This window comes from Bordetella genomosp. 1, assembly GCF_002261335.1.
Lineage (GTDB): Bacteria > Pseudomonadota > Gammaproteobacteria > Burkholderiales > Burkholderiaceae_B > Bordetella.
This window is the reverse complement of the sequence record NZ_NEVL01000003.1, coordinates 1815977-1829015: the sequence shown is the minus strand read 5'-3', so window position 1 is coordinate 1829015 and position 13039 is coordinate 1815977. Positions and strand designations below refer to the sequence as shown.

General features: G+C 69.2%; 12 protein-coding genes. 10 read left to right on the top strand and 2 right to left on the bottom strand.

Translation table 11 applies throughout. The features are described 5' to 3' along the window. Positions 1–68: 68 nt before the first annotated feature. The 7 genes from CEG14_RS16710 (at position 69) to sodC (ending at position 7323) form a co-directional block, all read left to right on the top strand. A complete protein-coding gene (locus CEG14_RS16710; RefSeq protein ID WP_094827420.1) occupies positions 69–839 on the top strand; it encodes a spermidine synthase in 771 nt (256 codons plus the stop codon). 143 nt (positions 840–982) lie between these two features. After that, a complete protein-coding gene (locus CEG14_RS16705) occupies positions 983–1810 on the top strand; it encodes a GntR family transcriptional regulator (RefSeq protein WP_094827419.1) in 828 nt (275 codons plus the stop codon). After that, complete coding sequence (locus CEG14_RS16700; RefSeq protein WP_094827418.1) at positions 1761–3059, top strand: malonyl-CoA decarboxylase domain-containing protein; 1299 nt, start codon at positions 1761–1763, stop codon at positions 3057–3059. The genes CEG14_RS16705 and CEG14_RS16700 overlap by 50 nt, the downstream gene beginning before the upstream one ends. Before the next feature lie 40 nt (positions 3060–3099). Next, on the top strand, positions 3100–3894 hold the full coding sequence (locus tag CEG14_RS16695) for an enoyl-CoA hydratase/isomerase family protein (protein WP_094827417.1): 795 nt from the start codon (positions 3100–3102) through the stop codon (positions 3892–3894). A 4-nt stretch (positions 3895–3898) separates the two neighbouring features. After that, positions 3899–5440 carry a malonate--CoA ligase gene (locus CEG14_RS16690; RefSeq protein WP_094827416.1) on the top strand — a complete coding sequence of 514 codons (1542 nt, stop codon included), beginning with the start codon at positions 3899–3901 and terminating at the stop codon, positions 5438–5440. A 243-nt stretch (positions 5441–5683) separates the two neighbouring features. Continuing rightward, positions 5684–6649: a Bug family tripartite tricarboxylate transporter substrate binding protein gene (locus CEG14_RS16685; RefSeq protein ID WP_094827415.1), complete on the top strand. Its 966-nt coding sequence runs from the start codon at positions 5684–5686 to the stop codon at positions 6647–6649. Positions 6650–6804: 155 nt separating this feature from the next. Beyond that, entirely contained in the window at positions 6805–7323 is a 519-nt protein-coding gene (gene sodC / locus CEG14_RS16680) for a superoxide dismutase family protein (protein WP_094827414.1), read from the top strand. A gap of 57 nt (positions 7324–7380) precedes the next feature. Here the strand turns inward: sodC and zigA are convergent, their stop codons facing one another. Both zigA and CEG14_RS16670 read right to left on the bottom strand, forming a co-directional pair. Next, the gene (zigA, locus tag CEG14_RS16675; protein ID WP_094827413.1) at positions 7381–8610 is read right to left on the bottom strand and encodes a zinc metallochaperone GTPase ZigA; all 1230 of its coding nucleotides are present in this window, start codon (positions 8608–8610) and stop codon (positions 7381–7383) included. A gap of 252 nt (positions 8611–8862) precedes the next feature. Then, positions 8863–9819 (bottom strand): aldo/keto reductase, encoded by a 957-nt coding sequence (locus tag CEG14_RS16670; RefSeq protein ID WP_094827412.1) that lies wholly within the window; start codon positions 9817–9819, stop codon positions 8863–8865. A gap of 255 nt (positions 9820–10074) precedes the next feature. Here CEG14_RS16670 and CEG14_RS16665 point away from each other — a divergent pair, with 255 nt between their 5' ends. The 3 genes from CEG14_RS16665 to CEG14_RS16655 all read left to right on the top strand — a co-directional run bounded on the left by CEG14_RS16665 (position 10075) and on the right by CEG14_RS16655 (position 12968). Beyond that, positions 10075–11049, top strand: coding sequence for an ABC transporter substrate-binding protein (locus tag CEG14_RS16665; RefSeq protein ID WP_094827411.1), 975 nt, complete (start codon positions 10075–10077; stop codon positions 11047–11049). A 232-nt stretch (positions 11050–11281) separates the two neighbouring features. Continuing rightward, positions 11282–12172, top strand: coding sequence for an ABC transporter permease (locus tag CEG14_RS16660; RefSeq protein WP_094827410.1), 891 nt, complete (start codon positions 11282–11284; stop codon positions 12170–12172). Position 12173: 1 nt separating this feature from the next. Then, entirely contained in the window at positions 12174–12968 is a 795-nt protein-coding gene (locus CEG14_RS16655; RefSeq protein WP_094827409.1) for an ABC transporter ATP-binding protein, read from the top strand. Positions 12969–13039 lie beyond the last annotated feature (71 nt).

Here is a 13039-nt window from a genome sequence, read left to right as displayed (position 1 = left end):
ACGAAGCGGCCATTATGGACCAAGCCCGCGGGCCGCGGCGCGCGCCCGGCTCGCTACAATCGCGCGATATGTCCAAGCACAACAAACCCTCCGAACACGATCAGCCGTCGCTTTCCGAAGCCGACGGCGTGCGTTACCTGCACTTCGGCACCGAATGGATCCAGGGCGCGATGCGCATCAAGGATCCCAACGAGCTGGTGCTCGAATACACCGCGCAGATGATGGCGTGGCTGCTGTTTCTGGAGCCGCCGCGCGAGCAGGCCATCGGGCTGCTGGGGCTGGGCGCCGGCTCGCTCACCCGCTTCTGTCTCAAGCACACGCGCAGCGAGCTCGAGGTGGTCGAATGGAACCCGCAGGTCACCGCGGTGTGCCAGATGTTCTTCCGCCTGCCCACGCCCAAGCGCCTGGCCGTGCATCACGACGACGCGGCCGAGTGGGTGGCCGATCCGCTCAACGCGGGCCGCTGCCCGGTGCTGATGGTCGACCTCTACGATGCCTCCGCGCGCGGCCCGGTGCGCGACAGCGTGGCCTTCTACCGCGACTGCCGCCGCGTGCTGGGCGAAGTGGGCGTGCTGGCCGTCAATCTGTTCGGCCAGCATGAAAGCTTCGACCGCAACATCGGCAATCTGATGCTGGCGTTCGACGACCGCATCATCCTGCTGCCCGAGATCGATGCCGGCAACCAGATCGTGCTGGCCTTCTCGGGGCCGCCGCTCGCCGTCACCCCGGCCGAGCTGCTGGCGCGCGCCGAGGTGGTGGAGTCGCAATACGGGCTGCCGGCGCGCCGCTGGGCCCGTTCGCTGGTGCGCCACGCGGTCGACGGCGTGCTGCATCTCTGACCGCCACCGCCGGCAGACCGGGGCATGCACCGCGAGGGCATGCCCTTTTTTGTGTCTACGGGTTTCTCCCAGGGAGGGCGGGGCTAGGCGGCGCCAGAGGGCGGGAGTAGGATGGTTGTATTCATAATTATGAATTACATGCCATGGAAACGCCCACCGCGCTGACCGCAGGTCCCGGCCCCGCCGCAGGTATCGAGCCCGGCGCCCTGGCGACCCTGACCTCGGCCCCGGCCGCCACGCCCATCGTCCGCCAGGCGCTCTACCTCGAGGTGGCCGACCGCCTGCGCGCCATGATCCGCGCCCAGGCCCTGAAGGGCGGGGAGTGGATCGACGAGGTCCGGCTCACCGGCGAGCTCGGCATCTCGCGCACGCCGCTGCGCGAGGCGCTCAAGGTGCTGGCCACCGAGGGGCTGGTGCGGCTCGAGCCGCGCCGCGGCTGCTTCGTCAACGAGGTGAGCGTGCAGGACCTGGAGCAGATCTTCCCGCTCATGGCCATGCTCGAAGGCCGTTGCGCGCACGAGGCGGCGCAGCGTGCCACCGACGCGCAGCTCGCCGCGCTCGCGCCGCTGCACGAGGCGCTGCAGGCGCACGCGCAGGCCGGCCGCATCGACGCCTATTACGAAGCGAACTACCAGATCCACGTCGCGGTGCAGGCGCTGGCCGACAACCGCTGGCTGTCCGACATGGTCGACGGCCTGCGCAAGGTGCTCAGCCTGTTCCGCCACAAAAGCCTGTCCTTGCCCGGCCGCATCCAGGAATCCTGCGCCGAGCATCTCGCCATCTACGCCGCCCTGAAGGCGCGCGATCCCGAAGGCGCCGAGGCCCTCGCGCGCAAACACCTGCTGCGCCAGCTCGACGCGCTGCGCACCCTCGCCACCCATGGCGCCCGCGCCCCGACCGAAACTCTCCCGGAGGAACCCCATGTCCGCACCCGAAACGCTCGTGCCCGCGCGCAGCGCGCCAGCGCCTGAAAACGACCGTCCCGACGCCGGCGACGACGCGGGCGAACAGGCCGGCCTGATGGCCCGCATCGGCCGGCTCTGGGACCGCAACCCGCTGCCGCGCGCCGAAGACATCGACGCGCTCTTCACCGCGCGCCTGACCGACGTGCGCGCCAACAAGCTGGCGCGCGCCTGGTGCGCGGCCTACCACGAGGGCGACGCCAAGCGCCAGCGCGCGCTGCTGGCCGGCCTGGTGCAGGGCCACGCCGCCCAGAAGCAGGGCAGCGAGGCGGCCGCCCGCCTGTTCAAGCGCTTCAACGCTTTGCCGCAGGGCCTGGGCTTCCTGGTCGCGCTGCGCGCCGACATGCTGCGCTGGCGCAAGCAGGTCGCCGGCCTGCAGGCGCTCGACAAGGAGCTCGAGGTGCTGCTGTCGGCCTGGTTCGACGTGGGCCTGCTCACGCTGCGGCCGCTGACCTGGGATTCGCCGGCCTCGCTGCTCGAGAAGCTCATCATCTACGAGGCCGTGCACGAGATCCGCTCGTGGGACGACCTCAAGCACCGGGTCGCCGCCGACCGCCGCTGCTACGCCTATTTCCATCCGCAGATGCCGGACGTGCCGCTGATCTTCGTCGAGGTGGCCTTCGCGCCGCAGATGGCCGACAACGTGCAGGTGCTGCTCGACATGGCCGCGCCGCGCCAGGATCTGGAGAAGGCGCGCTGGGCGATCTTCTATTCGATCTCGAACACCCAGGCGGGCCTGCGCGGCATCAGCTTCGGCAACTTCCTGCTCAAGCGCGTGATCGAGTCGCTGGTGGACGAGCTGCCGCAACTGAAGTCGTATGCCACGCTCTCGCCCATCCCGGGCTTCGCCGACTGGCTCGGCAAGCTGGCCGCCGCCGACGTCGAGGCCATCGTGCGTGATTCGAAGAAGGTGCGCACCGGCGCCCCGGACGGCGCGCGCTGGGTCGAACGCCTGCGCCGCGCGGCGCAGGGCAAGTCGGCCGAGGTGGTGCGCCGTGCCGGCATGAAGCTCGCCGCGCACTATCTGCAGCAGATGAAGAACGGCCAGCCGCTCGACCCGGTGGCGCGTTTCCACCTGGGCAACGGCGCGCGCGTCGAACGCCTGAACTGGGCGGCCGACCTGTCGGCCAAGGGCCTGAGCCAGTCCTGCGGGCTGATGGTGAACTACGCCTACGTGCTGGCCGACCTGGACGACAACCTGGCGCGCCTGCAGGACGGCAAGCCCGTGATCAGCCGTTCCATCGCGCGCGTGGCCTGAGCCGCGCCGCATCGACGAGGACAGACGCGTGACAGAGCAGATGCGCGAGGCGCCCGCGGCCGGGCAGGTGTTGCACGAGCGCCGCGGCGACGTGGCCTGGGTGACCCTGTCGCACCCGGGCCGGCTCAATGCCATCAGCGTGGCGATGTGGCGCCAGCTCGCCGAGGTGTTCGGCGCGCTCGCCCATGACATGACGCTGCGCGCCGTGGTGGTGCGAGGCGCCAGTGGCCACTTCGCCGCCGGCGCCGACATCCGCGAATTCCCGCGCGAGCGCGGCAGCTTCGCCGACGTGATGCACTATCACCGCGAGGTGCTCGCGCCGGCTCTGCATGCGCTGCGCGACTGCCCGCATCCGGTCATTGCCAGCATCGCCGGCGTATGCGTGGGCGGGGGCCTGGAGATCGCCAGCCTGTGCGACCTGCGCATCGCCGCGGCCGACGCCCGCTTCGGCGTGCCGATCAACCGCCTCGGCTTTCCGCTGGCCCCCGACGAGATGCGCGGCATGATCGACCTGGTGGGCCGCGCCGCGACGGTGGCGCTGCTGCTGGAGGGCCGCGTGTTCGATGCGCCCGAAGCCTTGCGGCTGGGGCTGCTCACCCGTATCGTCGACCCCGCCGAGCTCGAGGCCGAGACCGAGGCGGCCCTGGCCCGGGTGCGCGCGGGCGCGCCCGCGGCGGCCCGCCTCAACAAGCAGTACGCGCGCCGCCTCACTGATGCCGCGCCGCTCACCGAGGCCGAATACCAGGATTTTTTCTCATACGCCGAAAGCCGGGACCACCTCGAAGGGGTGCAAGCGTTCCTGGCCGGCACGACACCGACCTTTACCGGAGACTAGAACGGTGAGCAACGCCAATCTGTACGCGGTCCTTGCCGGCGGCTTTCCCGCCGATCGCAACAAGATCGCCATCGAAACGCCCGACCTGCAATACAGCTACGACGACATCGAGCGTGCCACGGCCTGCCTGGCCAATCTGCTGGCCTCGTTGAAGCTGCCCAAGGGCGCGCGCGTCGCCGTGCAGGTCGAGAAGTCGCCCGAGGCGCTGCTGCTGTATCTCGCCACGCTGCGTGCCGGCTACGTCTACCTGCCGTTGAACACCGCGTATCGCGAATCCGAGATCGAGTATTTCCTGGGCAACGCCGAGCCCGCCGTGGTGGTGTGCTCGAGCAAGAACCAGCCCTGGATCGAGCGCCTGGCCAAGGCCGCCGGCACGAAGCACGTGTACACGCTCGACGAGGATCGCAGCGGCACGCTGCTGTCGGCCGCCGCCGGCCTGCCGCAGACCTTCCGCACCGCCGTGCGCAAGGAAGACGACCTGGCCGCCATCCTCTATACCTCCGGCACGACGGGCCGCAGCAAGGGCGCGATGCTGTCGCACGGCAACCTCGCCGCCAACGCGCGCACGCTGCACCAATACTGGGGCTGGCGCGCGGACGACGTGCTGCTGCACATGCTGCCGATCTTCCACGTGCACGGCCTGTTCGTGGCCTCGCACGGCGCGCTGCTGGCCGGCGCCCGCATGATCTGGCTGCCCAAGCTCGACCTCGAACAGGCGCTGCACTACCTGCCGCGCAGCACCGTGATGATGGGCGTGCCCACCTATTACGTGCGGCTGCTGGGCGACGCGCGCTTCGACCGCAAGGCCTGCGCCAACATGCGGCTCTTCATCTCGGGCTCGGCGCCGCTGCTCACCGAGACCTTCAACGACTTCAAGGAGCGCACCGGCCACACGATCCTCGAACGCTACGGCATGAGCGAGACCGTGATGCTGACCTCCAACCCCTACGACGCCGCCGAGGGCGAGCGCCTGGGCGGCACGGTGGGCCGGGCGCTGCCGGACGTGCAGGTGCGCGTGGTCGACGACGCCGGCCGTGCGCTGCCGCCCAACGAGATCGGCAACGTGCAGGTGCGCGGCCCCAACGTGTTCTCCGGCTACTGGCGCATGCCGGAAAAGACGGCCGAGGAGTTCACCGCCGATGGCTGGTTCAAGACCGGCGACGTGGGCCGCTGGGGCGGCGAGGCCTCGGGCCGCGCGGTGCCCGACGCCTATCTCTCGATCGTGGGCCGCAGCAAGGACCTGATCATCTCGGGCGGCTTCAACGTCTACCCGAAGGAGATCGAGACGCTGATCGACGAAATGCCCGGCGTGGCCGAGTCGGCCGTGATCGGCGTGCCGCATCCGGACTTCGGCGAGGCCGTGGTCGCGGTGGTGGTGCCGCGCGCGTCGGCCACGCTCGACCCGCAGGCCATGCAGGCCGAACTCAAGGCGCGCATCGCCAATTTCAAGGTGCCCAAGCAGATCCACGTGGCGGCCGAGCTGCCGCGCAACACCATGGGCAAGGTGCAGAAAAACGTGTTGCGCGACACCTATCGCGCGGCATGATCCAGCGGGCCGGGGCAGTCGATGCGCCGGCCTTTTTCTATGCGCGGGCGCCGGCCGTGGCCCCGCCCCGAAGACGTCGAAAGGAGACCGCCCCCAGCGACCCCGCAAGACTTGAAGTGATTGCAGCAGAAGCACAGGCGGGCGCCGCCGCAAGGCAGGCGCCACGACACATAACACGAGGACGTCGCACGACCCCATCCGAGGCGGCACGTCCATCCTGCGCATGACCAAGGAGGAGCTTCAATGAGACACGTATTGACCGCGATGGCGGCCCTGGTGGCCTGCACGGCCAGCCTGCCCGCAACCGCCGCCTGGCCCGACCGGCCGGTGACCATCATCGTCCCGTTCCCGGCAGGCGGCGGCACCGACACCTTTGCGCGCCCGCTCGCGCAGCAGCTGGGCACGCAGATCGGCCAGCCGGTGGTGATCGACAACAAGGGCGGCGCCGGCGGCACGGTGGGCGCGGCGGTGGCGGCCAAGGCCAAGGGCGACGGCTACATCTTCTTCATGGGCGGCGCGCACCACGCGCTGGCCCCCTCGCTCTACAAGAACCTCAGCTACAACATCCAGAAGGACTTCGTGCCCGTGGCGCTGCTCGCGCAGCCGCCGCAGGTGGTGGTGATCAACAGCAGCAAGCTGCCGGTCAAGACCGTCGCCGAGCTGGTGGACTACGCCAAGAAGCACCCGGGCGAGATCAACTTCGGCACCGCCGGCAAGGGCAGCACGCACCATCTGGCCGGCGAGCTGTTCGCCATGCAGACCGGCATCAAGCTGGTCGACGTGCCGTACCAGGGCGCCGGCCCGATGCTGTCGGCGCTGATCGGCGGCCAGGTCGACATGGCCTTCGACGGGCTCGGTTCGTCGGCCGGCCACATCCGCTCGGGCAGCATCAAGCCGCTGGCGGTGGCGTCCAAGGAGCGCTCGCCGTCGTTCCCGAACGTGCCGACCGCGGCCGAGGCGGGGCTGCCCAACTACGAGGTCTCGACCTGGTACGCGCTGTGGGCCCCGGCCGGCACGCCGCCCGAGGCGGTTGCCCGCATGACCGAGGAGGTCACCAAGGCGCTGAACCAGCCCAAGATCAAGGAAACCTGGGCCGGCAACGGTTCCAGCATCCCGACGCTGACGGGGGCGCAGTTCGGCGCGTTCGTCGACAGCGAGATCGCGCGCTGGGCCAAGGTGGTGAAGGACTCCGGCGTCACGCTGGACTGAGGCCGCGACCCGCCGGCGAAAGCTGCGAGAGGCTTTCGCCGGCTGATGCAATCGGTGACACACGCGCCGGGCGCGTGCGTTGCTGGTGCCGGAACGCTTCGCTAGACTGGGATGAGCCGGGTGCCGACCCGTCCCACCGATCTGGAGGAGTTTCCATGAAGCGTTTGATATTGACCGCGATGCTGGGCCTGGCGGGCGTGGCCCATGCGCAGGCACAGACCGTCGAGTTGAATTTCGTCGGCCCCAAGGGCGTCGAGAAGGCGGCCGGCAGCGTGAAAATCGAAGACAGCAAATACGGCGCGGTGCTCACGCCCAACCTCACCGGCCTGCCGCCGGGCGTGCATGGCTTCCACCTGCACGAAAAGCCGTCGTGCGATACCACCGAGGCCGACGGCAAGCCGGTGCCGGGCGGCGGCGCGGGCGGCCACTGGGATCCGGACAAGACCGGCGCCCACAAGGGCCCGTATGACGATTCCGGCCACAAGGGCGACCTGCCCGCGATCTACGTCACGGCCGACGGCAAGGCCACCTACCCGGTGCTCGCGCCGCGTTTGAAGGCCGCCGACTTCAAGGGCCATGCGCTGATGGTGCATGCCGGCGGCGACAACCACAGCGATCATCCCGAGAAGCTGGGCGGCGGCGGCGCGCGCCTGGCCTGCGGCGTGGTCAAGTAAGCCCGGCCGCGGGGCTGCGGCCAGTTCGACGGGGCGCCTCGGCGCCCCGTCCGCACATCAGGGCGCCAGATCGGCGAGGTCCTGCGCGGGCCAGTCGGGAAAGGGATTGGGCCAGCGCATCCAGGCCTGCGGGCCCTGCGCCATCTCGCGGTCGTCGAGCAGACAGGCATCGAGCCGGGCGCGCAGCGCGGGCTCGTCCATGTCGATGCCGATCAGCACCAGCTCCTGGCGCGCATCGCCGACCCGCTCGTCCCAGCGCGCGCGGATGCGGGCCACGGCCTCGGCATCGTCGGGCCAGTGTTCGGGCGGGATCGCCGCCCACCAATGGCCGGCCACGCCGTGGCGCGCCACCGCGCCGGCCTGCGACCAGTTGCCGGCCAGGGCCGGGTGGCTGGCGAGCCAGAAAAAGCCCTTGGACCGCACCACGCCCGGCCACTCGCGCGCCACCCAGTCGTGAAAGCGCTGCGGATGGAACGGCCGCCGCGCCTGGTAGACGAAGCTGCGGATGCCGTATTCCTCGGTCTCCGGCGTGTGCTCGCCGCGCAGTTCGCGCAGCCAGCCCGGGGCCTGCGCCGCCTGCTCGAAGTCGAACAAACCGGTCTGGAGCACGCGGTCGAGCGGCACCTGGCCGAACTCCGCGATCTCGATGCGGGCGCGCGGATTCAGGCGCGACAGGATGCCGTGCAGCCGATGCAGCTCGGCCAGGTCGATCAGGTCGGCCTTGTTCAGCACGATCACGTCACAGAACTCGACCTGCTCGATCAGCAGGTCCACCACGGTGCGCGTGTCTTCCTCGCCCAGCGATTCGCCGCGTTCGGCCAGGCGGTCGCGCGAGCCGTAGTCGCGCAGGAAATTGGCCGCGTCGACCACCGTCACCATGGTGTCGAGCCGGGCCACGTCGCCCAGGCACAGGCCGTCCTCGCCCTCGAAGGTGAAGGTCTCGGCGACCGGCAGCGGCTCGGAAATGCCGGTGGATTCGATCACCAGCTGATCGAAGCGGCCTTCGGCGGCGAGCCGCTGCACCTCCACCAGCAGGTCTTCGCGCAGGGTGCAGCAGATACAGCCGTTGCTCATCTCCACCAGCTTTTCGTCGGTGCGGGAGAGGGCGGCGCCGCCGTCGCGCACCAGCGCCGCGTCGATGTTGATCTCCGACATGTCGTTGACGATCACCGCCACGCGGCGGCCTTCGCGGTTGGTCAGGATGTGATTGAGCAGCGTGGTCTTGCCGGCGCCGAGAAAGCCGGACAGGACCGTGACGGGCAGGCGGTGGGTGGGGGCGAGGGGCATGGGGACTTCCGGATCGGGCGCGGGCGCACCGGAGCGGCGCCGCTTGAATGTAATGATATAACATAACATCCAGCCAAGGCATTGGCCGGCGTCTGCTTCGCGCCGGCATGCGCAACGGGCGCCGTGCGCGCCCGTTGTCTGATCCGCTTCAGCGCGGCCGCCGGCCGCGCGTCACCCGGCAGTCAGCACCCGGCAGTCAGCTCCTGCCGGTCAGCTCCTGCCGATCAGCTCCCGCCAGTCAGCACCCGTCGGTCAGCACCAGGCGCTGGCCGCGCTCAGGCGCACCAGGTCGTCGCGCGACAAGGCGAGGCGGGCGGCGCCGGCCAGGTCGTCGAGCTGCGCCAGCGAGGTGGCGCTGGCGATCGGCGCGGTGATGCCGGGCTGCGCCAGTTGCCAGGCCAGCGCCACCTGCGCCGGCTTGGCGCGCGCGTTTTCGGCGACCTCGTCGAGCGCCTTCAGGATGCGCAGGCCGCGCTCGTCCAGGTACTGCTCCACGATCTTCTTGCCGCGCACGCTCTGGCCGGCGTCGGCGGCGCTGCGGTACTTGCCCGACAGAAAGCCGCTGGCCAGCGCGTAGTAGTTGATCGTGCCGAGCTGCTGGGTCACGACCAGCTCCTGCAGGCCCGACTCGAAGGGCTCGCGCGTGTAGAGGTTGTATTCGGGCTGGATGCTTTCGTAGCGCGGCAGGCCGAGGCGTTCGCTGGTGATCAGCGCCTCGTTGAGCCGGGCGGCCGAGTAGTTGGAGGCGCCGATGGCGCGCACCTTGCCCGCCGCGATCAGGTCGGCGAACGCCTCCAGCGTGTCGGCCAGCGGCGTGTCGGGATCGTCTTTGTGGGTCTGGTACAGATCGATGTGATCGGTCTGAAGGCGCTTCAGGGAGTCTTCAACCGACTGGCGAATGTAGTCCGGTTTGAGGCCGACCTTGCCCGGGCCCATTTCCATGCCGACCTTGGTCGCGATCAACACCTGGTCGCGCTTGCCCGTCTTCTTGAGCCACTGGCCGATGATGGTTTCCGATTCGCCGCCCTGGTTGCCCTGCGCCCAGCGCGAGTACACGTCGGCCGTGTCGATGAAGTTCAGTCCGGCGTCGACCAGCGCGTCGAGCAGCGAGAACGAGGTGGCCGCGTCGACCGTCCAGCCGAACACGTTGCCGCCGAAGGCGATGGGAGGAATCGACAGGCCGGAGCGGCCCAGAGCGCGTTTCTGCATGATGAGATCCTTGGCGTGACGTGTGCGCGGGCGGGGCCCGGCGCGGCGGTGGCGCGTGTGCGGCGGCGGTCCGCGTGCGATGCTGCAATGCAGCGGACCATGGACGGTAGACTACACCTTTCCCGCTTACCGGCAGGTGTCGGCTTCAGGGATTTCCCGCGCCGCGGCCCTGGTATCGACACGTTAGACTACGCGCTTTCGTGGCCACGGGCGCCGCGAGAGAATAATCAAACACAGGGTGTAAGGAGCTTATCTATGCTGATCGGAAAAAAACATTTTCTGACGGTGGGCGCGCTGGCGCTGGCAATGGCCGTACAAGCCACGCCGGCCTTCGCGCAGCAGAAGTCGGTGGCCGTGACCGCCATCGTCGAGCATCCCGCGCTGGATGCCGTGCGTGACGGCGTCAAGGAAGGCCTGAAGCAATCCGGCTTCGAGGAAGGCAAGAACCTGAAGTGGCAATACCAGAGCGCGCAGGGCAACACCGGCACCGCCGCGCAGATCGCCCGCAAGTTCGTGGGCGACAAGCCCGACGCCATCGTCGCGATCGCCACGCCCTCGGCCCAGGCCGTGGTCGCCTCCACCAAGACCGTGCCGGTGGTCTATTCCGCCGTCACCGATCCGGTCGCCGCCCAGCTGGTGCCCGCGATGGAAGCCTCCAGCACCAACGTCACCGGCGTGTCCGACCTGCTCGCGCTCGACAAGCAGATCGACCTGATCAAGAAGGTCGTGCCCGAAGCCAAGCGCGTCGGCATGGTCTACAACCCCGGCGAAGCCAACTCGGTGGTGGTGGTCAAGCAGCTGCAGGAGCTGCTGCCCAAGGCCGGCATGACCCTGGTCGAGGCCGCCGCGCCGCGCACTGTCGACGTGGCCTCGGCCGCGCGCAGCCTGATCGGCAAGGTCGACGTGATCTACACCAACACCGACAACAACGTCGTGTCGGCCTACGAGGCCCTGGTCAAGGTCGGCAACGACGCCAAGATCCCGCTGGTCGCCTCCGACACCGACAGCGTCAAGCGCGGCGCCATCGCCGCGCTGGGCATCAACTACCGCGATCTCGGCATCCAGACCGGCAAGATGGTCGGCCGCATCCTGAAGGGCGAGAAGCCCGGCGCGATCCCCTCCGAAACCAGCTCCAAGCTCGAGCTGTTCGTGAACCCGGGCGCGGCCGAGAAGCAGGGCGTGAAGCTGCCCGACACGCTGGTCAAGCAGGCCGCGCAGATCGTGAAATAATCACGGCATCGCCCGATGCCCCGCCCCCAGGAGCAACCCTGGCGCGGGGCATTTTTGCATTCGCGCGTCGCCCATTCGGCAGCGCGTCCACGGACGATCCCGATCCGCCAAAAAACGGCGGGATGCGAAATATTCGTTTCGAAACCTCGGGTATTACCGATGCCCGAACGCAAGAATCGGCTGGCCGGCTTTCGATAGCATGCCGGTTCCTGCCCCTGACCGGATTGATTAAATGTCATTGTTTTCACTGTTGGGCGCCCTGGAGATCGGCCTGATCTTCAGCCTGGTGGCGCTGGGCGTGCTGATCTCGTTCCGTCTGCTGCGATTTCCCGACCTCACCGTCGACGGCAGCTTTCCGTTGGGCGGCGCGGTCGCGGCCACGCTGATCGCCGCCGGCTACGATCCCTTCACGTCCACCCTGGTCGCCACCGCGGCCGGCGCCTGTGCCGGCCTGGTCACGGGCTGGCTCAACGTGCGGCTCAAGATCATGGATCTGCTGGCCAGCATCCTGATGATGATCGCGCTCTACTCGATCAACCTGCGCATCATGGGCAAGCCCAACGTGCCGCTGATCACCGAGCCCACCGTGTTCACCATCCTGCAGCCCTCCTGGCTGTCCGACTACGAGGCGCGCCCGCTGTTGCTGCTGCTGGTGGTGCTGATCGCCAAGTTCGCGCTCGACTGGTTCTTCGCCACCCAGACCGGCCTGGCGATGCGCGCCACCGGTTCCAACGGCCGCATGGCGCGCGCGCAGGGCGTGAACACCGGCGGCATGATCCTGGCGGGCATGGCGCTGTCGAACGCGCTGGTCGCGCTGGCCGGCGCGCTGTTCGCGCAGACGCAGGGCGGCGCCGACATCTCCATGGGCATCGGCACCATCGTGATCGGCCTGGCGGCGGTGATCGTGGGCGAAAGCATCCTGCCTTCGCGCAAGCTGGTCATGGCGACGCTGGCCGTCATCCTCGGCGCCATCGTCTATCGCTTCTTCATCGCGCTGGCCCTCAACAGCGACTTCATCGGCCTGAAGGCCCAGGACCTGAACCTCGTGACCGCGGTCCTGGTGACCATCGCGCTGGTCATTCCCATGCTCAAGCGCCGTTTGTTCGGCAAGAAGGGGCGCTGATATGTTGTGCGCACGCGATCTGTTCATTACCTTCAACGCCGGCACGCCGATCGAGACCCGCGCGCTGCGCGGCCTGTCGCTGGAGATCCCCACCGGTCAGTTCGTGACCGTGATCGGCTCCAACGGCGCCGGCAAGTCCACCTTCCTCAACGCGGTGTCGGGCGACCTGCCCATCGACTCGGGCCAGATCCTGATCAACGAGGCCGACGTGACGCGCCAGCCGGTCTGGTCCCGCGCCGGGCGCGTGGCCCGCGTGTTCCAGGACCCGATGGCCGGCACCTGCGAAGACCTCACCATCGAGGAAAACATGGCGCTGGCGCAGATGCGCGGCGGCCGCCGCGGCCTGTCGCGCGCGGTCAAGGCCTCGATGCGCGACGGCTTCCGCGAGCGCCTCGCCACGCTGGGCCTGGGCCTGGAGAATCGCCTGTCCGACCGGATCGGTCTGCTTTCCGGCGGTCAGCGCCAGGCGGTCAGCCTGCTGATGGCGGCGCTGCAGCCCTCGCGCATCCTGCTGCTCGACGAGCACACCGCCGCGCTCGACCCGCGCACGGCCGACTTCGTGCTGCAGCTCACGGCCCGCATCGTGGCCGAGAACCAGCTCACCACCATGATGGTGACGCACAGCATGCGCCAGGCGCTCGACGTGGGCGACCGCACGGTGATGCTGCACCAGGGCCAGGTGGTGCTCGACGTGTCCGGCGAGGAGCGCCGCGGCATGGACGTGCCGGACCTGCTCGCGATGTTCGAGCGCGTCCGCGGCGAGAAGCTCGCCGACGACGCGCTGCTGCTCGGCTGAGCGCAGCCCGGCCCCGCCGCAACGACGCCGCCCCGACCGGGCGGCGTTTTTCATGGGCGGACGGCTTTTTG

Excerpts from the sequence above, each read along its gene's own strand:
- CEG14_RS16710 (WP_094827420.1), top strand. The coding sequence starts at position 69 with ATGTCCAAGCACAACAAACCCTCCGAACACGATCAGCCGTCGCTTTCC.
- CEG14_RS16705 (WP_094827419.1), top strand. The coding sequence starts at position 983 with ATGGAAACGCCCACCGCGCTGACCGCAGGTCCCGGCCCCGCCGCAGGT.
- CEG14_RS16700 (WP_094827418.1), top strand. The coding sequence starts at position 1,761 with ATGTCCGCACCCGAAACGCTCGTGCCCGCGCGCAGCGCGCCAGCGCCT.
- CEG14_RS16695 (WP_094827417.1), top strand. The coding sequence starts at position 3,100 with ATGCGCGAGGCGCCCGCGGCCGGGCAGGTGTTGCACGAGCGCCGCGGC.
- CEG14_RS16685 (WP_094827415.1), top strand. The coding sequence starts at position 5,684 with ATGAGACACGTATTGACCGCGATGGCGGCCCTGGTGGCCTGCACGGCC.
- sodC (WP_094827414.1), top strand. The coding sequence starts at position 6,805 with ATGAAGCGTTTGATATTGACCGCGATGCTGGGCCTGGCGGGCGTGGCC.
- zigA (WP_094827413.1), bottom strand. The coding sequence starts at position 8,610 with ATGCCCCTCGCCCCCACCCACCGCCTGCCCGTCACGGTCCTGTCCGGC.
- CEG14_RS16670 (WP_094827412.1), bottom strand. The coding sequence starts at position 9,819 with ATGCAGAAACGCGCTCTGGGCCGCTCCGGCCTGTCGATTCCTCCCATC.
- CEG14_RS16665 (WP_094827411.1), top strand. The coding sequence starts at position 10,075 with ATGCTGATCGGAAAAAAACATTTTCTGACGGTGGGCGCGCTGGCGCTG.
- CEG14_RS16660 (WP_094827410.1), top strand. The coding sequence starts at position 11,282 with ATGTCATTGTTTTCACTGTTGGGCGCCCTGGAGATCGGCCTGATCTTC.
- CEG14_RS16655 (WP_094827409.1), top strand. The coding sequence starts at position 12,174 with ATGTTGTGCGCACGCGATCTGTTCATTACCTTCAACGCCGGCACGCCG.